Annotated in this window: 19 protein-coding genes; 11 read left to right on the top strand and 8 right to left on the bottom strand. The window is 59.4% G+C overall.

The window, feature by feature from the left end:
- The first annotated feature begins 369 nt into the window (after positions 1-369).
- Positions 370-2499 (top strand): glycine--tRNA ligase subunit beta, encoded by a 2130-nt coding sequence (locus CU048_06765; protein ID QBR71030.1) that lies wholly within the window; start codon positions 370-372, stop codon positions 2497-2499.
- A gap of 355 nt (positions 2500-2854) precedes the next feature.
- On the opposite strand, the gene CU048_06760 is transcribed toward CU048_06765, so the two are convergent.
- Positions 2855-3118, bottom strand: a complete 264-nt coding sequence (locus CU048_06760; protein ID QBR71029.1) for a DUF1488 domain-containing protein — start codon at positions 3116-3118, stop codon at positions 2855-2857.
- A 113-nt stretch (positions 3119-3231) separates the two neighbouring features.
- On the bottom strand, positions 3232-5895 hold the full coding sequence (mgtA, locus tag CU048_06755; protein ID QBR71028.1) for a magnesium-translocating P-type ATPase: 2664 nt from the start codon (positions 5893-5895) through the stop codon (positions 3232-3234).
- Between the two features lie 291 nt (positions 5896-6186).
- On the opposite strand from mgtA, the gene CU048_06750 reads away from it, so the two are divergent.
- Complete coding sequence (locus CU048_06750; protein QBR71027.1) at positions 6187-7779, top strand: alpha-amylase; 1593 nt, start codon at positions 6187-6189, stop codon at positions 7777-7779.
- A gap of 33 nt (positions 7780-7812) precedes the next feature.
- Here CU048_06750 and CU048_06745 read toward each other — a convergent pair whose 3' ends face one another.
- Together CU048_06745 and CU048_06740 are read right to left on the bottom strand one after the other, a co-directional pair.
- Positions 7813-9354 carry an aldehyde dehydrogenase family protein gene (locus CU048_06745; protein ID QBR71026.1) on the bottom strand — a complete coding sequence of 514 codons (1542 nt, stop codon included), beginning with the start codon at positions 9352-9354 and terminating at the stop codon, positions 7813-7815.
- A gap of 148 nt (positions 9355-9502) precedes the next feature.
- A complete protein-coding gene (locus CU048_06740) occupies positions 9503-10402 on the bottom strand; it encodes an alpha/beta hydrolase (protein ID QBR72723.1) in 900 nt (299 codons plus the stop codon).
- A gap of 163 nt (positions 10403-10565) precedes the next feature.
- On the opposite strand from CU048_06740, the gene CU048_06735 reads away from it, so the two are divergent.
- Positions 10566-11822, top strand: a complete 1257-nt coding sequence (locus CU048_06735; protein QBR72722.1) for a cupin — start codon at positions 10566-10568, stop codon at positions 11820-11822.
- A 42-nt stretch (positions 11823-11864) separates the two neighbouring features.
- On the opposite strand, the gene CU048_06730 is transcribed toward CU048_06735, so the two are convergent.
- The 3 genes from CU048_06730 to CU048_06720 all read right to left on the bottom strand — a co-directional run bounded on the left by CU048_06730 (position 11865) and on the right by CU048_06720 (position 14164).
- Positions 11865-12131: a hypothetical protein gene (locus CU048_06730; protein QBR71025.1), complete on the bottom strand. Its 267-nt coding sequence runs from the start codon at positions 12129-12131 to the stop codon at positions 11865-11867.
- 327 nt (positions 12132-12458) lie between these two features.
- Positions 12459-13709 (bottom strand): esterase, encoded by a 1251-nt coding sequence (locus tag CU048_06725; GenBank protein ID QBR71024.1) that lies wholly within the window; start codon positions 13707-13709, stop codon positions 12459-12461.
- A gap of 35 nt (positions 13710-13744) precedes the next feature.
- Complete coding sequence (locus CU048_06720) at positions 13745-14164, bottom strand: CopG family transcriptional regulator (GenBank protein QBR71023.1); 420 nt, start codon at positions 14162-14164, stop codon at positions 13745-13747.
- A gap of 211 nt (positions 14165-14375) precedes the next feature.
- Between CU048_06720 and CU048_06715 the strand changes: the two genes are divergently transcribed.
- From CU048_06715 to CU048_06680, 8 genes are all read left to right on the top strand, one after another.
- On the top strand, positions 14376-15926 hold the full coding sequence (locus CU048_06715) for a serine hydrolase (protein QBR72721.1): 1551 nt from the start codon (positions 14376-14378) through the stop codon (positions 15924-15926).
- Positions 15927-15973: 47 nt separating this feature from the next.
- Entirely contained in the window at positions 15974-16165 is a 192-nt protein-coding gene (locus CU048_06710; GenBank protein ID QBR71022.1) for a hypothetical protein, read from the top strand.
- A gap of 218 nt (positions 16166-16383) precedes the next feature.
- A complete protein-coding gene (locus CU048_06705) occupies positions 16384-16815 on the top strand; it encodes a cupin domain-containing protein (GenBank protein QBR71021.1) in 432 nt (143 codons plus the stop codon).
- Between the two features lie 393 nt (positions 16816-17208).
- Positions 17209-18777, top strand: a complete 1569-nt coding sequence (locus CU048_06700) for a hypothetical protein (protein ID QBR72720.1) — start codon at positions 17209-17211, stop codon at positions 18775-18777.
- Positions 18778-18801: 24 nt separating this feature from the next.
- Entirely contained in the window at positions 18802-20124 is a 1323-nt protein-coding gene (locus CU048_06695) for an ABC transporter permease (GenBank protein ID QBR71020.1), read from the top strand.
- Complete coding sequence (locus tag CU048_06690; GenBank protein ID QBR71019.1) at positions 20121-21524, top strand: ABC transporter ATP-binding protein; 1404 nt, start codon at positions 20121-20123, stop codon at positions 21522-21524. Before CU048_06695 ends, CU048_06690 begins: the two co-directional genes overlap by 4 nt.
- 23 nt (positions 21525-21547) lie before the next feature.
- Complete coding sequence (locus CU048_06685) at positions 21548-21994, top strand: hypothetical protein (GenBank protein QBR71018.1); 447 nt, start codon at positions 21548-21550, stop codon at positions 21992-21994.
- A 70-nt stretch (positions 21995-22064) separates the two neighbouring features.
- Complete coding sequence (locus tag CU048_06680) at positions 22065-22271, top strand: DUF1192 domain-containing protein (GenBank protein QBR71017.1); 207 nt, start codon at positions 22065-22067, stop codon at positions 22269-22271.
- Positions 22272-22282: 11 nt separating this feature from the next.
- On the opposite strand, the gene CU048_06675 is transcribed toward CU048_06680, so the two are convergent.
- Positions 22283-22729 (bottom strand): hypothetical protein, encoded by a 447-nt coding sequence (locus CU048_06675; protein ID QBR71016.1) that lies wholly within the window; start codon positions 22727-22729, stop codon positions 22283-22285.
- Between the last annotated feature and the right edge of the window lie 27 nt (positions 22730-22756).

The following is a 22756-nucleotide window of genomic DNA, read 5'->3' as shown; positions in this document are numbered from 1 at the left end:
TGTGCCAGCTACTGCCGCACCCGCGTTCCAACCGTATCCATATCCTGGATACCAGTACTGGACTCGTTCCACCTGAGCCGGGGGCGTAACAATGTTCGAACCTGCAACACTCATCGGTCCCGCCGACACCGTCGACGTGGCCGCGAGCATTAAGGAACCTGAGACTATCGAAATTTTTGCGATATTCATGGCGTTCCTCCAATAGGGGCCCACTAAGGTTCGCCTAACACTTTCCCGTTATCGTTGTTCCGTTCCGCAATAAAATTGATCACCATAGACCCCTTTTTTTGCGGGTTTCCCTTGCTGGCGGACTCGTGCCTATACAACCGAACCCTTCATTCCCCTCCTAAAGGCGCCCGACGCGATCCAATGCCAGACCTTCTTCTTGAAATTTTCTGCGAAGAGATACCCGCGCGCATGCAGGCGCAGGCGGCCGAGGATCTCCGCCGCCTCGTAACCGAGGCCTTGGCAGAGCGCGGGCTTTCGTATGAAGGCGCCGCGAGTTTTGTGACACCGCGGCGTCTTGCCTTGCACGTCTCGGATTTGCCCACCAAGCAGCCCGACACGCGGGAGGAAAGGAAAGGACCGCGGCTCGGCGCCCCCGAAGCCGCGATCCAGGGCTTTCTGAAAAACGCGGGCCTCGCTTCGCTGACGGAAGCCAAAATCGCGAGCGATTCGAAAAAGGGCGAGTTCTATGTCGCCGTGATCGAGCAAAAAGGCAGAAACACAATTGAGGTTTTGAGCGAAATCTTGCCCGCCGTCCTCAGAAGTTTTCCCTGGCCCAAGTCGATGCGATGGGGGGCGGCTTCGGCTCGCGCGGATGCTTTACGCTGGGTGCGCCCGCTACACGCCATTCTCGCCACTTTCGGTCCCGAGACGGAAGATACGGAAGTGGTTCCCTTCGCTCTCGATGGCGTGAGCGCTGCCAATATAACTTTCGGCCATAGATTTATGGCGCCCGGGAAAATCAAGGTGCGCCGCTTCGACGATTATGTTCAAGCGCTCGAAAGAGCCAAGGTCGTGCTTGATCCGGCCCGGCGGCGAGACATGATTCTTTACGATGCCCGCGACCTCGCCCTCGCGCATGGCCTCGAACTTGTTGAAGATGAATCGCTGTTGCAGGAAGTGGCCGGGCTGGTCGAATGGCCGGTGGTGCTGATCGGTGAATTTGACGCGGCCTTTCTCGATATCCCGCCCGAGGTCATCCGGACCACAATTCGCGCCAACCAGAAATGTTTTGTGTTGCGGGACCCGCACAGCGGGAAGCTCAGTCATAAGTTTGTGCTCGTCGCCAATATCGAAGGCAGCGATGGCGGAACGGCGATTGCCGCCGGGAACGGGCGGGTTGTGCAGGCTCGGCTCTCCGATGCCAAGTTTTTTTGGGAAACCGACCTCAAGGTCAAACTCGAAGACCGGTTGGCCAAGCTCGATCAGATGATCTTCCACGAGAAGCTTGGCAGTGAAGGCGGCCGAAGCAAGAGATTGGTTTTGCTGGCCCGCGATATTGCGGCCTACACCGGCGCCGACGTTGGCCTCGTCGAGCGCGCAGCAGCTCTTGCCAAGGCCGATTTGACGTCTGAAATGGTCGGCGAATTCCCTGAATTGCAGGGCGTGATGGGACGCTATTACGCGCTCGCCCAGGGGGAACACGCCAGTGTCGCCGAGGCCATCGAGGATCACTACAAGCCGCAAGGCCCGAGCGATCGCGTCCCTTCCAATCCGGTTGCGATCACCGTTGCCTTGGCCGACAAGCTCGATCTGCTGGTCGGTTTTTTTGCGATCGATGAAAAGCCCACCGGCAGCAAGGATCCTTATGCTTTGCGCCGCTCGGCGCTTGGTATCATCGCGCTGGTGCTCGAAAACGAGCTGCGTTTGCCGCTGCGTTCTCTCCTCGCGGCGGCACACACACACGCGGGCTTTTTGAGCGAACGGAAAGCATCGCTCGGCCCAGATGAGCTATTCGATCAACTCCTGAGTTTTTTTGGCGATCGTCTCAAAGTTTATTTGCGCGAGCACGGGGCGCGGCACGATCTGATCGACGCGGTATTTGCTCTTCCGGGCCAAGACGATCTTCTTTTGATCGTTCGGCGCGTCGAAGCGCTGGGACGTTTCCTCGACACTGAGGAGGGGAAGAACCTGCTCGCCGGCTACCGGCGTGCTGCGAATATCCTCCGTGCCGAAGAGAAAAAATCGACGGCGCAAGAAAGCGCTTCCTTCGCTGAAAATTATTCTCCGGCTCTGCTTATGGAGCCTGAGGAGAAAGCGCTGGCCGCGGGCTTGGAGACGGCAGCCAAGACGGCAAGAGTGAGCGTCGAGTCCGAAGATTTCGAGACCGCAATGCGGGCTCTCTCCGAGCTTCGGGCCCCGGTCGATGCTTTTTTTGACCGCGTGACCGTAAATGCGGCCGATCCCGAATTACGCAAAAACCGTCTTCGCCTTTTGAATGGACTGCGCCGGGCCGTGCATGAGGTGGCCGATTTTTCGAAGATCGGCGGCTGACAGGTTAACCTGACGCCGGGGCAGCGGCCTGGAAGATTCCCGTCGAGGCACGCACGCACCGAAGCAGAGCGAAATAGAGTCGCAGCTGGCGTGTCGGCGGGCTCGCGCACGCTTCGCACACCGGAAGGGACGGGAGACGCTGCGCCTGGACGCGATCATCCAGGCAACACGCAAATCTACAGATGCAGCCACTTACTTCTTTTTTGGGTGGGCGGCTTCTACCGCCTTTTTCTGAATGGAGGCGAGGGTCGAAACAGCCGCCGTTTCCTTGGGTTTCACCTTTTTAGGCTTTTTGGCCTCGCGATTGCCGTGCGTATCACCTCTGGACATGGCATCCCTCCCTTATGGTTTTTATTTACAGATCCGCTGCCGACAGCCGATAAAAGCTCTTTCGCTGCTTGAGATAAGCGGCGCTGGCGGCTGCCTCGATACGAGCTCGATTGACATCGAACACATGCAGCATTGAGGCTTCATCCCGATCCGCAAAGCGGCTGATGTGGTGTATGGCACCCTCGTCCAATTGGAACGAGACCTCTTTTGCGGAATCGTGGCCCCAGAAGCAGATGCAGTGTCGAGTCGAATCATAGTTTCTGCTGATGTTCGGAAAACGAAGCGTCATCAGTGCATTTCCCCGCTATGGTGGCTACTTATCTCATATAGGCACTGAAGTGCGAAATATAAGATAGTGTTCGATTTTCAAGGTTCGAGGGCGCCAGCGGGACAATTCGATCTTTACATGCCCCAGCGGCGGACGAACCAGCTTTTGACCAATTGTGTGAGGGTCGCGTAGGTCAGCAGAAATCCGGCAAGGATGATCCAATAGAGCGGGGGCAATGGCGTAAACTTCAGGGCGTCTCCCGCCAACGTATAGGGCAGCGCGATTCCGATCGCGCTGATCACCACGGATGTTGCGATAAGGGTGGTACTCGCGCGGCTTTGCAGGAAGGGGATTTTGGCGGTCCGGATGATGTGAATGATGAGCGTTTGCGTAAGCAAGGACTCGACGAACCAGCCCGTCTGGAACAACGAAGAATTATTCCAGGCGTCGAATACGTAAAGCATCGTGAAAAAAGTCGCGTAATCGAAGATCGAGCTGATCGGGCCGATACATATCATGAATTTAAAAATATTGCCGATGTCCCATCGGCGGGGAACGGAGAGATATTCCTCATCCACATTGTCGGTCGGGATGGCTGTTTGCGATAAATCATAGAGCAGATTATTGGTCAGAACCTGAATAGGCAACATCGGCAGAAACGGCAAAAATGTGCTTGCGCCAAGCACGCTGAACATGTTGCCGAAGTTCGAGCTCGCGCCCATCTTGATGTATTTCGTAATATTGCCGAAGATCTTGCGGCCTTCGATGACGCCTTCCTGAAGCACCATCAGACTTTTCTCGAGCAAGATGATATCTGCCGATTCCTTGGCGATGTCGACGGCCGTGTCGACGGACACGCCGACGTCGGCGGCCTTCAACGCCGGACTGTCGTTGATCCCATCCCCCAAAAAACCGACGACATGGCCTCTCGAATGAAGCGCAGCGAGAATACGGGCTTTCTGCGCTGGGGAGACCTTGGCGAAGACGGAGGCAGATTCCACAAGTTCGGCCAAAGCTTCGTCGTCGATGCGTTCGATTTCAGGACCGAGAACGATGCGGTCCACTTTGAGCTTAACTTCGTGGCAAATCTTGCGGGTGATGACCTCATTGTCGCCCGTGAGAATCTTGACGGCGACGCCGGATCTGTTGAGCGCGGCGATTGCCGCTCCGGCACTTTCCTTCGGCGGGTCGAGAAAGGCGATGTAGCCGAGCAGGGTTAGGTCGCTTTCGTCCGCAACCGAATAGCCCTGTTTGAGATTGTCGGTAATTTCCTTATAGGCAACGGCGACGACGCGGAACCCATCCTCGTTGAGGGCGCGAGTCTCCGCCTGGGCCGCGGTGAGATGACTGGCGTCCAAAGTTCCTAGTTCATCGCCGAGTTCATAATGCCGGCATGCCGAGAAGACTTCCTCTACCGCGCCCTTGCAGATGAGGACATGCGTGCCGTCCTCGCGCGAGAGGATGACGGAAAGGCGCCGCCGGACGAAATCAAACGGAATTTCGTCGATATTCTCGTAGCGATGCCGCAAGTGCAGATTTTTGCCGAGCTCCACATGCTCAAGGACGGCCACATCAAGGAGGTTCTTTAGACCAGACTGATAATGGCTGTTCAAATAGGCATACTCGAGCACCCTTTCGCTGTCATTGCCCCGAATGTCGAGATGTCGCTTGAGGATGACGCGATCCTGCGTGAGCGTGCCGGTCTTGTCGGTGCATAATATATCCATCGCCCCGAAATTTTGGATCGCATGGAGGCGCTTCACAATCACCCGCTTCCGCGACATGGCGATCGCGCCCTTGGCGAGGTTCACGGTGACGATCATCGGCAGCATTTCGGGCGTCAACCCGACCGCGACGGCGACTGCAAACAACAGCGCCTCGAGCCAATCGCCCTTGGTGAGACCATTGATCAGGAAGACGGCCGGAACCATCACCAACATGAACCGGATCATCAGCCAGGTGAAGCGATTGATACCCTTGTCAAAACTTGTAAGTTCGCGCTGTCCCGCGATCGAGTCGGCAAGCTGCCCAAAATAGGTTCTTGCGCCCGTATGGACGATGACGCCGGTGCCGAATCCGCTGACCACGCTGCCGCCCATGAAGCAAAGGTTTGGAAGGCTAAACGGATCGGTGACGTCACCATCGAACGCGCGCACCGACTTCTCGGAAGGCATCGCCTCGCCGGTAAGTGCCGCCTGATTGATAAAGAGATCCTTGGCGCTGACGAGGCGGAGATCGGAGGGAATCATATCGCCGGCCGAAACGCGCACGACATCGCCGGGCACGAGCTGTTCGATCGGAATTTCGATGAAGCCATTGGAGTCGCTGTTGGCCGGGCCGCCGCGTCGCTTGACGCTGGCCGTCGTTTTCACCATGGCGCGGAGCTTGGCGGCGGCGTCATTGGAGCGATGCTCCTGGATGAAGGCCGTAACAACGGCGAGAAGTACAATGACCGAAATGACCACGGCCGCTCGGATGTCGCCGAGGAAATAAGACGTCGCGGCAAGACTGAGGAGCAATGCGTTCAGGGGGTTCTTTGCCCGCCCCCATAATTCGTTTGCAAGGCTAGGGCGCCCTTCGCGGGCGATGAGGTTTGGGCCGGCCAATGCCAGCCTCGCTTTAACTTCGGTGGGATCCAGGCCCTCTGGCGATGTACGCAGCAGCGCAAAGACCGCCTCCTTCTCCGCGCGGCTGACCGTCAGAATCTCTTTCGACAGAGCGATGTCGGTGTCGCGCGCGTCGGGGTGGCGAAGGGACATCTCTGAGGTCGGCCGATCATCGGGAGCGGGGAGATTCATCAGGGGCTTTCTTCCGCAGGATTTTCGTCAATTCCTTGGCCGCGATCTTCCACCCGTCGAGCGCTCTCGATTGGGGTCAACCAGCGGCGGGTTGCTGCTGGTTGCCAGGATCTCTCCTGTTTACAATGATCCATGTCAGCAGATTCGCGCTCCTACCCCGTCACCATGCCATGTTTGTCGGGAAAAATCCGCTGGTTTGGTGCGAGTTGTGTGACATTGCTGCGACGCCGGAAGTGAGGTCGTCCGGTTTACGACGGTGCCGATCGAGATTGAGATGAACGGAGTGGATTCATGTTGCATGCCTGGTGGCAGACCGGCGCCATCTATCAAATCTACCCGCGCTCCTTTCAGGATTCGAATGGCGATGGTATCGGCGATCTGGAAGGCATCCGCCAACGCCTCGATTATCTCGTCTGGCTCGGTGTCGATGCGATCTGGATTTCGCCTATCTATCCTTCGCCAATGTACGACTTCGGCTATGATATCGCCGACTATTGCGAAATCGATCCGATCTTCGGAACCCTCGAAACCTTCGATCTCCTCGTTGCGGATGCCCATGCGCGGGGGCTGAGAATCATCCTCGACTTCGTGCCGAACCATACATCGGTGCTGCACCCTTGGTTTCTGGAGAGCCGGAAATCCCGCTCGTCCGCGAAACGGGATTGGTATATTTGGCGCGATGCCGCGCCGGACGGTGGGCCGCCGAACAATTGGATCAGCAATTTTGGCGGCAGCGCCTGGGCGTGGGACGAGCCAACGGGGCAATATTACTATCACGCCTTTCTTGCCGAGCAGCCTGATCTCAACTGGCGAAACCCAAATGTCCGCGCGGCGATGCACGAGGTGCTTCGGTTCTGGCTTCGCCGCGGCGTCGACGGATTTCGGGTTGACGTGATTTGGCACCTCATGAAAGACCCGGGCCTGCGGGATAACCCGCCCAATCCGGCGTGGACACCGGAACAGCCCGAGATCGATCGGCTGCTGCAAATTCATTCGACCGACCAGCCCGACGTTCATGAGGTGATCGCTGAATTGCGCCGGGTTCTCGAGGAATTCGACGACCGGGTGCTGATCGGCGAAATCTATCTGCCGATCGAACGGCTCGTGACCTATTATGGTGAAGCCCTCCAGGGCGCACATCTTCCCTTCAACTTCCAGCTTCTGCAAACCGCCTGGACCGCGCCCCGCCTCGCCGAACTTATCCGGGATTATGAGGCGGCTCTCCCCGAGGGCGGTTGGCCGAACTGGGTTCTCGGCAATCATGATCGCCCGCGCATCGCCGCGAGGGTCGGGGAGGAGCAGGCGCGGATCGCAGCCATGCTGCTCTTGACCCTGCGCGGGACCCCAACGCTCTACTACGGGGACGAACTTGGCATAGGTCACGTCGAGATACCGCCGGATCAAATTTGCGACCCTTGGGCGAAGCGCGAGCCCGGCCTCAGCGTAGGACGCGATCCGGTACGCACCCCGATGCAATGGGACGCCGCGGATTTTGCGGGTTTCTCGACGCACAGACCCTGGCTGCCGCTGACGCCCGACCATCGGACCCGCAATGTCGCGACGATGAGCGCGGCGCAAACGACAATCCTTTCCCTCGTGCGCAATCTTTTGCATTATCGGCGGGAACACGCATCGCTTTCGAGAGGCCATTGGCGTTTTCTCGACTGCGGCAATGATGTGCTCGCCTATGAGCGGGATGACGGCGCGGATCGAACCATCATTGTCCTTAATTTTAGCGCGGCGCCGCGTGGCTGGACGGTTCCGCCCCACTTGCCGGAAATCCGGATCGCAATCTCGACATGCTGCGACCGCAAGGACGAACCCGTCGGATCGGTCCTAAGCCTTCGCGCGAATGAAGGCCTGATCGTCGAGTTGGGTCGCTAGATGAATGGCCGAACCGACTTCGCTGCGTTTGCGTCACGCCGGGGGCACGTCAAAACGAATGCCCTGCGCTAAGGGCAACTCGCGCGAATAATTGATGGTGGTGGTGGCACGCCGCATATAGGCTTTCCAGACATCGCTGCCTGCCTCGCGGCCGCCGCCGGTTTCTTTCTCGCCCCCAAAAGCGCCGCCGATCTCCGCTCCCGAAGGACCGACATTTACATTCACGATCCCGCAATCGCTGCCCATGCTTGAGGTAAAGAGTTCCGCCTCCCTTAGGTCGTTGGTGAAGATGGAGGACGCGAGCCCCTGGGGCACGGCATTATGTCGCTGGATCGCTTCATCCAGATCACGGTAGCGCATGACGTAAAGGATCGGCGCGAAAGTCTCGCGGCAGACAAGCGGCGTCTGCCGCTCGATCTCGATGAGGGCCGGACGGGCGTAATAAGCCGCCGGCCAAAGGTTGCCGAGCAGACGTTCACCGCCGGTGATCACGCTGCCCTCGTTCCGCGCTTCGGCCAAACTTGTCTGCATAGCCTCGAAGGCACGCCGATCGATCAGAGGGCCAACCAGCGTTCCGGCTTCAAGCGGATTGCCGATCGCAACCTCGCTGTAAGCATGTTTTAAACGCGGGATAAGATGGTCATAGACGCTCTCATGCACGAACAGTCGGCGAAGTGTCGTACAGCGCTGGCCCGCGGTTCCAACCGCGGCGAAGAGGACGGCCCTTGTGGCAAGATCGAGGTCGGCTGACGGCGCGACAATCATGCCATTATTGCCACCCAATTCGAGTATGGCTCGGCCAAAGCGAGCCGCGATCCGCGGCGCCACCGCGCGGCCCATGCGCGTCGATCCCGTGGCGCTCACCAGCGGTATGCGGCGATCCTCGACGAGAGCCTCGCCGAGCTGCGGTCCGCCGACAAGGATCGCAGAGAGGCCTTGTGGAACGAAGGCGAGACCGGCGGCTGCACGTTCGAGCAAGGATTGACACGCGAGCGCGCTGAGAAGGGTTTTTTCCGATGGCTTCCAGAGCAGAGTGTCGCCACAGACGAGAGCCAGGGCGGCATTCCATGCCCACACCGCGACAGGGAAGTTAAAGGCGCTGATGATGCCGACAACGCCCAGCGGGTGCCAGGTCTCCAGCATCTTGTGTTCGGGACGCTCGGTCGCGATGGTCAGCCCGTAGAGCTGGCGCGATAAACCGACCGCAAAGTCGCAGATGTCGATCATCTCCTGCACTTCGCCCAAGCCTTCTTGCAGGATCTTGCCGGATTCAATCGACACGAGCCGGCCGAGAGCAGTCTTATGGGTGCGAAGTTCCACGCCGAACAGACGCAGCAGCTCCCCCCGTTTCGGGGCTGGAACCGCCCGCCACATCAGGAACGCGGAATGAGCCGCGTCGATTTTGCGTTCGACTTCGGCCTCCGACGCCGAGGGCAGCTGCGCGATCTCGGCGCCGTTTATGGGCGAGCGCACGACGAGGTCGCCTTGCCGCACGGCCTGATCCGGGACGCCAAGGTCTCGCAAAAGGTTTTCAATGGCGGTGCGGCTCGGCATTTCCGAAATATCGGTGGTCATAGCGAAGCTCGCGTGTAATCGGACGCCCCATCCTCGGCTCAAGGCGGCCAGGGTCGTCCGGCGCCGAGGGGCCCTAAAATATCACATATGTCCCGGCGCGCGCCCAAATTTCCAAGGTTCTGGCCAACCGCGTCCAAGTTGCCCGCCTTCAGATCGGGCGGCCGGCCAAATCCTGCAGTTTCATAAATTGGCCTGCCTGCTCGATCGCCCGGCGTCCGGCCCCGACCACCTGATGGAACAGCGGAAAGGCGTGGATCATGTCGGGCCAGATTTCCAATGTGACGGCAACGTCGGCAGCTCCCAACGCGCCGGCAAGCCGGACCGAATCATCGAGGAGCGTTTCGGCCGAACCGACTTGGATCAACACGGGCGGCAGCCCTTTGAGGTCGGCAAACAGCGGCGAGGCCAGTTCCTCGCGCGGCGAAGCTCCGCCGAGATAGTCGTTTGCCAGTTCGATGAGATAGGGCTTTTGAATGAGCGGATCGACAGCGGCCTTTGTCGACATTGTCGAGCCCGTGCATTCCAGATCGACCCAAGGGGAAATACACCAGCCGCAACCCGGCAGCGGCAGTCCACTGTCGCGGGCGGCAATCATCAAGGCGATCACCAGACCGCCGCCGGCACTGTCGCCGGCAATCGCAATGCGATCGGAGGCAATGCCGCGATCGAGCAGAAATCGATAGCCGGAAATTACATCTTCCACCGCGTCCGGAAAACGATGTTCCGGCGCGAGCCGATACCCAAGCGAGAGTGTGGGGGCGCCAGCGGCCCGCCCGATCTCGGTCGCCAATGGCCTGTGACTCTCGATCGATCCAGAGATGTAACCACCGCCATGCAAAAACAGGATGGCGCGCGCGGGGTCCGCGCCCGACGATATGGACCACTCCGCCTCGACCCCGTTCGCATGGATTCGCTGTAGGTGAACCTCGACCGAGGTGGCGTAATTTTTGCCGAGCGCATCAAGGCGCTGGCGACGTTCTGCAAGCCCGGCCGGCCGCGGCCGCGCGGCCAGAATCTCTCGGATGGAATCGATTTCCGGATCGGACATGGCTTTTCCACGCGGGTATCGAGTTGCTGTCACGAAGGTGTTTGCGAGCGCAACCATAACCCCAATGCTACGACGCAGGCCAGGCTAGAATTGTCGCTCGTTGCTGGCTTGCGTCTCAGCGGGTCATCCAATACCAAGTATGAGCAACGTCGGAGGCTATGCGATGTCCAAGATTTCGAGGCGAAAAATTTTGTCGGCGACAGCCGCGGGCGCAATGGTTACGGCCGCGACGAAGGCGCGTTCCGCCACCTACGGAAATCCGGATGAGCCGCCGCAGGGAGCCATCAACACCACGGGTAACCCAGCCAGTCTCACCGATCCAGGTCCGCAGAACAAGGTGCTGGGCAGCCAGTTTCCGTCGGCGCAATTCCCGCCGCCGACCGATGTCAGCGACATGCCGATGTTCTGGGCCTCGTTCAACAATGCACCGAAACGTGTCCAGGATGGAGGGTGGGCGCGTCAGGTGACACAAGCCGACTTCGCCATCGCGGACACCATCTCCGGCGTCGACATGCGGCTCACCGCCGGGGGCATCAGGGAAATGCACTGGCACCTTGCGGCCGAGTGGGGCTTCATGTCCTACGGCAACTGCCGGGTCACGATTCTCGACGAAATGGGCCGGGCCTCCGTCGCCGATGTGAAAGAGGGCGATCTTTGGTATTTTCCGGCGGGCCTGCCGCATTCGCTGCAAGGGCTCGGGCCGGACGGGTGTGAGTTCATCCTGTGCTTCGACGATGGCAAAGCCACGGAATACAATACTCTCTTGGTTACCGATTGGATGGCGCACACGCCGCCGGAGATATTGGCCGAGAATTTCGGCGTCCCGATCGACACCTTCGCGAAAATTCCCCTTCACCAGCTCTATATCTTCCAAGGCAAGCTGCCAGGAGCTCTCTCGGCCGACCAGGCGGCGGTCAAGGGACCGATGGGGTTTCCGCCGCATCCATTCACATTTTCCCTGGGCTCAAGCGCGCCCACGCGGCAGACGAAGGGCGGCGAAGTCCGGATTGCCGACAGCAGCAATTTCACCGTGTCGAAGACAATCGCGGCGGCGCTTGTCACGATCCATCCGGGGGGACTTCGAGAGATGCATTGGCATCCCAATGCCGATGAATGGCAATATTGGATCAAGGGAAAAGGACGCATGACCGTGTTCGATTCCGGGCCCAGAGCGGTCACAATGGATTTCAACCCCGGCGACATCGGCTATGTGAAGCGCAGCAACGGACATTATATAAAGAATGTCGGCGATACCGACCTGCAATTCCTCGAAGTGTTCAGAAGTTCCTATTTCGCGGATGTGTCCTTATCGGACTGGATCACTCATACGCCGCCGGCATTGGTCGCCCAACACTTTAACGTGGATGAAGCGGTCATCGCAAAGTTCCCCAACAACAAGCCGGAGATCATGCCAGAGTGACAGGCAGGCGCGGTTAGGCATCGTCTTGCTGACTTCGCGTCGTCAGGCGCCGGCGAAAACGCGCTCCGCTTCGGAGGCATTGCGCGGCAATTGATTGTCTGCGGGGTCCTTCGGTTTCAGGGCCCGCAGCTGCGGTTCGATCGCCACGCGCTCGTAGGCCTCGCGTTCGCTTTTGATTCGGTACTGAAATTCGACGCCGAGCGGCGGCAGAAGCTTGGTGACAATGAAAGTACCGGCCGGTTTCATCTGTGACCCGATCTGTCCATCGAAATTCACGTGCTGGCCGATTGCATACAAATGTTGAGCCATTGGTTTTTCCGGTCGGAGGAGTTGGCAACGGAATTTTATAAGGGGTGGTCGGCATGCGAGCCTGTTGCGGTCTTGCCCCGACAATCCGCGAAAAAGTTCAGCCTGGAAAACAACGCCACTGCACGGGCGGCAGAGGTAAGGCTGAAACCAAAAAACAACGGCCACGAACCAAGTAGTACGCGTACATCCGGCGTTACCACTTCGTATCGCGACCGTATCCGGCAACAGAGCCCGAAGGCATCGACATTGCCTTACCTTATATGGTGCGCCGGCCCCCATCCGCAAGGCCCGAGGCAAAGATTAAGCATTTGCCTCGGATCAAGGTGCCTACCTCGGGGTCGGCGTTGGACGTTTCAGGAAGAACCGCAGCATTTCGCGCGTCGCGTCGGGCCCTTGATGATCCGTGTAGGAGCCTTCCGGGCGACCTCCCGACCAGGCGTGCCCTAATCCCTGGATGGCCCAATATTCCACATGCGGGACGCCGCTCGCCTCGGTGATGATGGTGCGCGTATATTTTCGCCCACCCGCCTGGCCTTGCTCTATTTCCAGTTCAGGATCGGACAGTTCCGCCCGCGCCGCAGCCACGATTCGATCGGCGTTGGCGGGATGCACCGTTTGATCGGATGCGCCATGAAACACGATCGTGCGAACGCCACCGGCCTTTCCTGACCGCCGCCTTTTGGGTGTTTTCTCGGCCAGACCTGGATTGCCACGCATCGCCGCAAATGCCGAGGGCAGATCCGTGGCAGACCCATAGGCGAGCCCGGAATGAATGCCTGCCGCGGCATACAGCTCCGGATAGGCGGTACTCATGATCGCCGTCATGGCGCCGCCGGCGGAGAGACCCGCCATGAACACTTTTTTTGAATCGATATCGAACTCCGCCATGATATGGCGCGTGATTCCGGCGAGAATGCTCGGTTCGCCAATGTCGCGCATCTGATCCTTGATGTTGAACCAGTTCCAGCAGGCGGTCGGATTGGAACTTGTCGGTTGCCTGGGATAGGCGACGATAAAGCCATGTTCCTCTGCCAGCAGATTCATGCCGGTCCCGGCGGCGAAATCGTCGGGATTTTGCGCGCAGCCATGAAGCATCACGATCAACGGACGCTTCGAGGATTTCATCCGGCTTGGAACGTAGAGTTTGTAGTCCCTCGAACCAGCCTCGCAAGCAAAGGTTCGGGTCAAAAACCCTGCCCCGTCCGGCGGCACCGGAGGGGCGCTTCGGGCTTTTACGGCCGGTTTTGAGGGCAGCCCGAATCCGGGAAGGTCGGGCGTTCGCAGCAGCTCCAAAATCTCTCCCAGCGGCCGCTTGACACGCCCGGGGTTAAAACCAAAGTCTCTCGCGGCGCCCTCTGCGCCGATGCCGGCGCCAGCTCGGGCAAAACCGGCCACCTCGGCCGGAGTCTGCTTCGGTTCGATCCGCTGGATTTTTTCGGAGGACGTATCGGTGGGCCAGGAGCTATTCTCTCGCCCCCCGGACAGCGCGCGCCGAATCACGCGCGTGGCTTCGATGACGTTTTGATTTTGTGTAAGTTTCGCAGCCTTGTGCATGGCACCGCTGAAGAGGCTCTTCATTCTCATGTCCTTCAAAGGAGGGGGTCGCGGTGCAATCACCGTATGCGGTCAAAAAGTGCCGCCTTGACCGCCGGGCTGGCCTGCAGGGCGCCAAGAACGTTGATCGACTCGATGGTTTCGCTCGCAAGCTCAGGCGATACGTCGTCGGCGATGACGGCCAGTCCGACGATATTGATCCGCAGTTTGTCGCCGGTGGCCTTCACGGCTTCCAAATTCTCGCGGCTGTAGCGTCGCAGGCCGAGCTCAAGCGTGTGCCGGACGATCGACTGCTTGACGGCATCCGCGTGAATGGCGAGCTGATTGCGAATCGCTGTGCGGATGAGGTCGCTGCGGTTGGAGTAGAAACCCTCTTGCACCAGCAGGTCGATGTGGCCAAGGTCGACGTAGCCCACGTTGACCGTAATTTTCTCGGACTCGCCCACCCTGTCCGGCAGCCGGTGCACAGTTCCCGCCATCGCCTATCCCCAATAACATCCACATGGATGGTATATGGATGGTCGAGGAGGTCGCCGCAAGGGGGCCATTTGTTGCAGTCGCCGCGAATACCGGTTAAGTTTTCAGAAAATGCCGCCTAATCAATGACATTGGACGTCGACCCGTGGGCAACTCCCTGATTTTCACAAGGTGTTGCGGGCGCTGGGGAGCGGCGGCGAGGTTGTTCATCCGATGAAATTGTCACGACGGTCCGCGCTCCTTTCGACCGCGGCTGCGCTTATGCCACGGATGGCATTTGCTCAGGCCAAGGCGCCAACACGGGCGGTCGTCGAGCAGGCGCTTCCGGAACTTGACAAGCTCGCCGGCGAGGCCCTGAAACGAACTAAAGTGCCGGGCCTTTCGATCGCCGTTGCGTACGGGGACAACGTCCTCTACCTCAAGGGCTTCGGCGTGCGGCGGGCCGGCACGGCGGAGCCTGTCGATTCCGACACAATTTTCCAGCTTGCTTCACTTTCGAAGCCGGTCGCCTCCACGGTCGTCGCGGCGCTAGCGGGTGACGGGCGTGTGACCTGGGACGATCAGATCGTCAGCCACGATCCGGCCTTTGCGATGCACGACGCATGGGTGACACGAGCGATCACGTTGCGCGATATGTTCTGTCATCGAAGCGGATTGCCGGACCATGCCGGCGATTTCCTCGAAGACATCGGCTATGACCGAAACGAGGTCCTGCATCGATTGCGCTTTGTAAAGCCCGACAGCAGCTTTCGCTCGCAGTACGCCTACACGAATTTCGGCCTGACCGCGGCTGCGGTCGCGGCAGCAAAAGCCAGCGGGAAATCCTGGGAAGAGCTAAGTGCGGACCGGCTTTATCGGCCGCTCGGCATGAACTCTACGAGTTCACGCTTTGCCGATTTTTCCAACGCCTCGAATCGTGCCATCGGCCATGTCAAGCAAGGTGACACCTGGGTCGCCAAATATATTCGCGACGCCGACGCCCAATCGCCGGCGGGTGGAGTCTCTTCTTCAGCCCGCGATATGGCGTTGTGGCTGCGTTTGCAGCTTGGCAGGGGGACGGTGGACGGCCGTGAAATCGTCAAGGCGGCACCTTTGGATGAGACCCACCGCCCGCAAATCGTCAGCACGCCCGCCGAAAACCCGATGGTCGACCGCTCGTCGTTCTACGGACTTGGCTGGGGCGTGAATTACGACGAGGCTGGCCGTATCCGCTGGAGTCACTCGGGGGCGTTCAATCTCGGGGCCGCGACATGTGTGAATGTGCTTCCCCACGAACAAATCGGCATCGTGGTGCTGACCAATGCTTCTCCCGTCGGCCTGCCGGAGGCCCTTTGCCGAAGCTTTCTCGACCTCGTTCTGTCAGGCAAAGTCGAGAAGGACTGGCTTGGATTGTTCGGGCAACAATTCGCGAAGATAATGGCGCCCGAATATGGCACTGCCGTCGATTATCTGAAACCGCCGGCACAAATCGCCCCGGCACTTTCGACTGCCGCTTATCTTGGTGGCTATCACAATGATCTCTACGGACCGATTGAAATCATGGGGCGCGACGCCGGGCTGACCCTGAAGCTGGGGCCCAAGCAGCAGCCCTATCCGCTGCGTCACTTCGATCGCGATGTGTTCACCTACCAGCCGGTCGGTGAGAATGCGTATGGGCCAAGTGCGGTCACATTTATGGTTGGAGCCGATCAACGGGCGAACCAAATTACGATTGAAAACCTCAATATCCATGGGCAGGGCAGCTTCAACCGCGTCGTGAGCTGAGTGCTGGCAGGTCCACCGAGCATTTGTCGGCAAAATGGGAGGGTCGCATGGACGAAGAGAGTTTCAACATGGCAGTGCGCAAATTCCTCAAGGTGGTCGGCATTACCTCGCAACGCGAGATCGAACGGGTCGTTCGCGACGGAAAGGTTGAGGGAAACAAGCTGAAATTACGCATGACGCTCACAGCAGACAACGCGCCGCTCAATCATGTTGTCGAAGAGACGATCGATCTGGAGTAGGGCCCTTCCAGCGCTTGGCTGGCTTCAGGTGTAGCTTTGGATTGGCGGCGTCGGCGTCGCCGAGGCAAATGATAATTTATAAAAGTCTCCTATAGTTTGACGGCAATTGCGTGCCTCGCTAACATCACATCCGTGCAGCAATTGCCACGTAAGCAATGGGCTGGCCGCCGAGACAGGAATTTTCCCCGGAGCGGCGATCTTCATGAGGAGAGGCTCTCTTGGATACAGTCTTTGTCGTTGCGACCGGCGATCTCCCACGGGCTAAAGTCGGAGGGGTGGATGACCCGACAGTCCAATGGGCCGGCGCTTTTGCCGCTTACGGAGGACATGGAACGACCCAGTCCTCGACCATCGTTTATGAGATCGAGCCTGGCCATCGCCTCGGCTGGCACACCGACGCGACCGAGGAGACGCAATATATTCTTGCCGGCACCGGCGAGCTGCGCATGGAAGGCGGAGTGACCCACCAGGTCAAACCGGGGAGCGTTTTTGTCATCCCGACACCGGTGCGACACGACCTCGTCAATACCGGCAATGAAACTTTGCGCGCTGTCGCTTTCTTCGCCGCGGCGATGTTCACGCAGCAATTCGACAATGTGATGCTGCCGCCGAATGTTCATGTCCTCGGCACTCCCAATCGCGAGGGCTAACGGGTTCCGCCGGAAACCGATTTTCGCTCTCCTTAAAGGGTTTGTCTTTCTAAGACTCAGACCCTTTGGACACGCCAGTTCATGAAGCAGGGATTGACATCTCTGGGTCGTGCGACGCGCGGGCGCAAAAGCCTGCGCGGGGTTTGGCGGGGCTCGACCGAGCTGGCCTAGTCTAAGCCAATCCCCAATTGTTGAATCTGCGGCGAAGCAATTCTTTGGCGTCTGCCTGGCGCTGCTGATTCATTTCCCACCGGCTTGAAGATCAAGGGAATGGCAACGATGGACTCAGATCCGATACCCCCGTCAGCGAATAAGATTTCCCCTCAAAATAGCATTGCCGCTCCCTCGGTCGCTCGACTTTTTAACCGGCATGGGCCGGTGAACCGGCGGAAAATATTGCAAGCTGCGTCCGGTGGACTCATCGGCACGATTCTGGGCGGAGGTTCTGCCAAGGCGGGCGGCTTTTTCTCCGGCCTTTGGGGGTCTTCGGATAACGCGCCCGCTGAAACCGCCGCAAAGATCGAAGGGGCGAGTCCGCATTTCAATCAGCTCGGAGATTACCTCTGGTTGACGCCGACGAAGCTTGGGGGCGGGGCACAAGTACAGGATCTCTCGACGGGCAAGACGCTGGCCTGGATCGAATATTGGAACTATGGCGACAGCTGTCCGATTGCGCATCACCTCGCGGCTTTCCCATCCCCCGACCCGCGCAAAGGTTTTGAATTCGTGAACTCGACCCAGGGCGGCCAGAACGTGCTGATCTATGGTATCCCGAGCGAGATCCGGGAGCATGGCATGCTCGATCCGATCTGGGGCCAGGGCAATCAGATCTATCGCGTCGGCTTCGACGGGCAGCAGATGAACCTGTTGGAGAATATCGCCGAGACGACCGGCATTGGCGTCGGCGTCCACACCGTGATCTTCCCGGATGCTTCGGGGTTTTCCTGTTCGGACGGACAGAAGGATGTCGTGGCATTTTTCACGCGGGCGACGGGACAGCAGAAAACCAAAGTCATCGCGGCCTTCCGCTTCGATTGGCACGGAAATGAAACCGATGGTGCGCTCGAAGACAATTGGTTCAAGGGCGGCAGGGTTCGGATCACCAAACTTGTGATGGCGCCGGAAACAGGCCTTTACGATTACCGCGGGACCAAAGGGAACAAACTCGACTGGGAAATGGTGCCGATGGGCGAATATCTCGTCTATACGGGCCAGCTGCCGGGCGATTCCGTCCGGACCCTCACCGGCTCGGACAATTGCGTGCACCATCCGATCCATCCGCTCTCGCTTGTGACCCTGCGGATGTTCGCCGTTGGCGTCGTCTTCGACCGTACCAGCATGGAGCCCGTCGCCTGCATCTCCTCACCGGCCGGAACCCCGAAGGATAATATTCCGGTGACGAAAGTCAGCGACGGCATATGGGAAATCAAACTGGATACGGTGATGACGTCGGGCCATGAATGCGGGTTCGGACCGAACGGCAAATGGTTCGTCATGACCAACAATACCCGCCAAAACAGCATGGGCGTGTTCGACTGTGTCGATCCGGACCCGCGGAAATGGAAGCGGATCACCGATTTCAAGGACTCGCATTGGGTCGGATCGACGCCGAGCCCGTTCCATATCACCTATTCGATGGACGGGTCCAAAATGTTTGTCTCGGAGCTGCACCAAAAACCGGCTAGGAGCGCCATTGTCGTCGTCGATACGGCGACCTGGACGACCATCAAGCGCTTCGAGAATGTCGGAGTCGATTGCCAGACCATGCATGTCACCTACGATGGAAAATATGTCTTGCAGATTTTCAGCGGCTTTCAAAGGCTGGAAGGAGGCACTTTCGTCTTCACGCAGGACACTCTGGAACCCGTCGGCTATCTGCCGAACTTCGGGGGCCACCATGATTGCGTGATCGTCCCGCGCAATAATCAGGAATTGATCCACAGCCGCTGCACGACGGTCTGACCCGAAATTTGATCGGCGCGCTGTATGACGACACGCACGGGAACGTTTTTTCTGTTGTTCCGGCTCGCCGCTCAGAATGTCGGCAGGCGCCGCTTGCGGACGCTGTTTCTTGCCCTCTCGGTTACGATGGCCGTCGGCGTCGGTTTTGCGGGCTTCGTGACCGGCTGGGCATTGCGGGACGGCATTGCAACCAGCTTCTCCCGCATGGGCGCCGATCTCGTGGTCGTGCCTCTCGGCACGCTGGTCAACATTACCAGCACGCTTTTGACGGTGCAGCCAACGGACCAGGAAATCGACGCCGCATTGGCTGAAAAATTACGAATCATTCCAGGAATCGCACAGGTCGCGCCGCAAAGAATCGTGCGCGCCGAGGTCGAAGGACGCGGCATTAATTTGATCGCCTTCGACCCTACGGCGGACTTCACCATTCAACCCTGGCTCGCCGAAGGCGCGCGGCAGAAGTTGACTGCCCAGAGCCTCATTGCCGGCGAGCGGGTCCAGAGCAAGCCCGGTGAAGTCTTGAATATTTGCGGCCGTTCAATGATTCTTGAAGCTCGCCTTGGAACGACCGGCGTCGGCCCCTTCGACGAGTCCTATTTTCTCAGCTTTGCGGCCCTCGATAACTTGATCCTCGCGCGGCAAAAGCTTGCCCCTGCCTCTGGCCTTCCAGCTGCCGCGCAGCCCGCGGCGCCGGCGCAGACTCTCAATGCGTCGGGGAGCCTGCATCACCACGCGGGTCCGGCGGGACCGATGGACTGCCTTCCCGATCTCAAGCCAGGCCAGGTTTCTGCATTCTTGCTTCAGCTGTCGCCAGGGGCTTCCGCCGCGTCGGTGAAATTCGCGGTCGGCCAGATCCCCGGACTCAAGATCATTGCGGGCAATCCGGTTTTCACCTCATCCCGGCAGGCCCTCGGCAGTCTTTTCCGGGGAATTGTAGTCTTCGCGGGCCTGCTGTTGCTTGCCCTCATGTCTCTCGTCACCCTGCTGTTTTCGGCCATTGTCCAAGAGCGCTACCGCGAGATCGGTCTTTTGCGCGCATTGGGCGCGCGCGCCGCTCAGATCATAAGCATCATCCTCATCGAGGCCGGATTGATCACCGGCCTCGGCGGTCTGCTCGGTCTCGGATTTGGTTTCTCGCTGGTGCTCGTCTTCGCCCGTTCGCTCGGCTTTTACTTCGCCTCTCTCGGCGTGCCCTTCGCGTGGCCGCCCGACGGGGCGATCTGGCTCGCGGCCGTGATCGCGATCATGTCTGCCGCTTGCATCGGGGTCCTTGGAGCGCTCGTTCCCGCCTGGCGCGCGCGGGGGCAGGAGCCTTATCTGATGATCCAGACCGAGACCACTCGATGATCTTGCGGACGTCCGGTCTTATCAAGCGCTACGGCGCCGGCGCCGGATTTGAAGCGGTCAGCGAGGCCGAACTCACGCTCAAACAAGGGGAGTTCGTCGCAATCGTCGGCCGCTCGGGCTCCGGCAAATCGACGCTTCTGGCGATGATCGGAGCATTGACGCGGCCGAGCGGCGGCCAAGTTCTGCTCAACGGCAAAGACGTCTGGTCCTTGCCGGAGGCCGCTTTGGCGGATCTTCGCTGCCGGCAGATCGGATTTATTTTCCAATTTTTCAGCCTTCTTGCCAATCTACGCGCCGTGGACAATGTCGCCTTGCCGGCTTTGCTCGGACGCAGCCTGCCGGCGCCGGACGCCTATCGGCGCGCCCAGGAATTGCTGACGCGGGTCGGCCTCCAAGACAAAATGTCGGCTTACCCCGGCGAAATGTCCGGCGGCGAACAGCGGCGCGTGGTCATCGCCAGGGCGCTCATCAACAAGCCGCGTCTGCTTCTGGCCGACGAGCCGACCAGCGATCTCGACGAAGATACCGAAAACGATATCATTGCTTTGTTGGAGGAGCTGCGGCGCGAAGCAGCTTTTGGCATGATCGTGGTCACGCACAATCTCGAGCTGGCCAAGCGTGCGGACCGCATGTTCGAGATGAAGCAGGGGGTACTCGCGGCGACGGATCTGCCTGAAGGTGCGATGGCGCCGGCCCGGCCGGAGCGGCGCTTCGGTCCCCCGAAGGTGGCACCCGCCGCCGATGCGGCCCGGCCCGAGGACGCCACCCGAGCGGTCGCTCAACTCGGCGAAACTCTTTGGGCTGCCGCAGGACGAGCGCTGGTTTTTGGAGGTCTGATTTTTGCGCTGGTGCTGGCCGGCAACTATGGCTTGGCGCGTTACCAACGCCACCAGGCCTGGGTGCGGAAGGAGCGTCTCGACGCGCTGGAGGAATTGGCGACGTCAACCTTGAAGAGCGAAATCGCTTCCGTGACCAGCCTGGGCGAGCGGCGCTACGAGGTAACGATCTATCTCGAGAACGCAAGCGACAAGCCGATCTATGTGATGGCCCCGAATATACAGGCCTTCATTCAGGTCGGCTCCGATTGGCAGGAACTGCCGCTGACGCCGGCCGCAGAGGCGATGGCCTCGGTCCTGAAGATTACCGGCAAGCAGCTCTATCGCTATGTTTTGGATGCGCGCGTGGATAAATTCACCCAGCTGCTGCCGCATTATATGCATGTCCGCTTTACCAACAACATGCTGATCAGCCCGGAAAGCACCCCGCGCGACGCGTTATTCCAACGTAACGACAGCTACTTCATCTATCTTAAACCGGATAACGTCGATGATGCGACGATCACGAAAGATGTAAGATTCGCCGATCGGCCGCCGCTCTGGATCTGGATGCCTCCGCATTGAGCGCGGCGTGGGAGAAAGAAATCATGGGGATGGCGTATATCCGCGACCTTATCACCGCCGCTGGCCTCGCCCTTGATGTGGCCGGAGTTCTCGTCATCCTCATTGGCGCGGCCGCCGCGACAATTCTCTATGTGGGACGTCGAAACGAGGCCGGCGTTTCGTTCCGGCTCTACCGCAAGAACCTTGGCCGATCGATCCTCCTCGGTCTTGAGTTCATGGTCGGTGGGGACATCATCCGAACGGTCTCGGTCGAGCATCCGGGGCTAGACAATGTGCTCGTTCTCGGCATGATCGTCCTGATCAGAACCATCTTGAGCTGGTCGATGGAAGTCGAGATCGAGGGCCGCTGGCCTTGGCGCGCCTGGTTTGTTGAGAAGTCGATGCTGGAGGCCAGTCGGGCGCCCGCGCTCGCGCCTTCTGCGCAGTCCTCACCGCCAGCAGAGCCGGGGCCTCAACCTCCGCTTGCCTGAGCAAACCGAATGGCGCGGCTCGAAGCGGGGCGATATAATTCGGAAGTTTTCTCAGCGGAGCGAGCGCGCCATGGCTGATGACAAAGACGATTTGTTTGGCGCTTTGCCGCGGAAGGCCGCGGCTTTGCATGAGGTCGGACAGCGCCTTGACGATCTTTCGGTGCACGAACTCGATGAGCGTATCGCGGCGTTGCATGCCGAAATCACGCGGCTCGAGGAGGCGCGCCGGCTCAAGCAAGCCTCTCTCAATGCCGCGTCCGCATTTTTCAAAACATAAAGACTGAGCCATCAGCGCTCGGAATAGTCCGTGAGATCGATCGTCGAAAACTGAAATACCGTCGGCGTGCAGGATCCGGTTCTGATGACCTTGAGCGCGCACCCGAACTTTTTGCCCGGGGCGATTTCGTATTTTGCCAGAAAGCGCGGGCCTGGATACCAGCTGTTGGCGAGGCGAAGGTCGTGTTGCATCCCAAGGGCTTGCCGCACCAGAGCCTTGTCGCTGGGAGCCTCGCCTGCATAGGAAAATTTGACGTCGAGACCCTCATAGCCTGGGCCGCCAGCCATGGTCTTCTGGCCGATGGACGCTTTGGTCTTGGAGACCGCCACAGTGGTGCAGGTGCCGGGATAGGAATCATAAATGCAGCCGCCCCCTACTTGGCCTCTCGCATCGATCAGCGGCGCGGAGACTGCCGCGATCACAAACGCCAGTTGGAAAGGGCTTTTCAAGAGTTTCATTTCCGCTCCTCCGTCCGGATATGTGGG

The organism is Beijerinckiaceae bacterium (assembly GCA_004564215.1).
Taxonomy (GTDB): Bacteria; Pseudomonadota; Alphaproteobacteria; order Rhizobiales; family Beijerinckiaceae; genus Methylocapsa.
This window is presented reverse-complemented; position numbering and strand designations above follow the sequence as displayed.

Excerpts from the sequence above, each read along its gene's own strand:
- CU048_06765 (QBR71030.1), top strand. The coding sequence starts at position 370 with ATGCCAGACCTTCTTCTTGAAATTTTCTGCGAAGAGATACCCGCGCGC.
- CU048_06760 (QBR71029.1), bottom strand. The coding sequence starts at position 3,118 with ATGACGCTTCGTTTTCCGAACATCAGCAGAAACTATGATTCGACTCGA.
- mgtA (QBR71028.1), bottom strand. The coding sequence starts at position 5,895 with ATGAATCTCCCCGCTCCCGATGATCGGCCGACCTCAGAGATGTCCCTT.
- CU048_06750 (QBR71027.1), top strand. The coding sequence starts at position 6,187 with ATGTTGCATGCCTGGTGGCAGACCGGCGCCATCTATCAAATCTACCCG.
- CU048_06745 (QBR71026.1), bottom strand. The coding sequence starts at position 9,354 with ATGACCACCGATATTTCGGAAATGCCGAGCCGCACCGCCATTGAAAAC.
- CU048_06740 (QBR72723.1), bottom strand. The coding sequence starts at position 10,402 with ATGTCCGATCCGGAAATCGATTCCATCCGAGAGATTCTGGCCGCGCGG.
- CU048_06735 (QBR72722.1), top strand. The coding sequence starts at position 10,566 with ATGTCCAAGATTTCGAGGCGAAAAATTTTGTCGGCGACAGCCGCGGGC.
- CU048_06730 (QBR71025.1), bottom strand. The coding sequence starts at position 12,131 with ATGGCTCAACATTTGTATGCAATCGGCCAGCACGTGAATTTCGATGGA.
- CU048_06725 (QBR71024.1), bottom strand. The coding sequence starts at position 13,709 with ATGAAGAGCCTCTTCAGCGGTGCCATGCACAAGGCTGCGAAACTTACA.
- CU048_06720 (QBR71023.1), bottom strand. The coding sequence starts at position 14,164 with ATGGCGGGAACTGTGCACCGGCTGCCGGACAGGGTGGGCGAGTCCGAG.
- CU048_06715 (QBR72721.1), top strand. The coding sequence starts at position 14,376 with ATGAAATTGTCACGACGGTCCGCGCTCCTTTCGACCGCGGCTGCGCTT.
- CU048_06710 (QBR71022.1), top strand. The coding sequence starts at position 15,974 with ATGGACGAAGAGAGTTTCAACATGGCAGTGCGCAAATTCCTCAAGGTG.
- CU048_06695 (QBR71020.1), top strand. The coding sequence starts at position 18,802 with ATGACGACACGCACGGGAACGTTTTTTCTGTTGTTCCGGCTCGCCGCT.
- CU048_06690 (QBR71019.1), top strand. The coding sequence starts at position 20,121 with ATGATCTTGCGGACGTCCGGTCTTATCAAGCGCTACGGCGCCGGCGCC.
- CU048_06685 (QBR71018.1), top strand. The coding sequence starts at position 21,548 with ATGGGGATGGCGTATATCCGCGACCTTATCACCGCCGCTGGCCTCGCC.
- CU048_06680 (QBR71017.1), top strand. The coding sequence starts at position 22,065 with ATGGCTGATGACAAAGACGATTTGTTTGGCGCTTTGCCGCGGAAGGCC.
- CU048_06675 (QBR71016.1), bottom strand. The coding sequence starts at position 22,729 with ATGAAACTCTTGAAAAGCCCTTTCCAACTGGCGTTTGTGATCGCGGCA.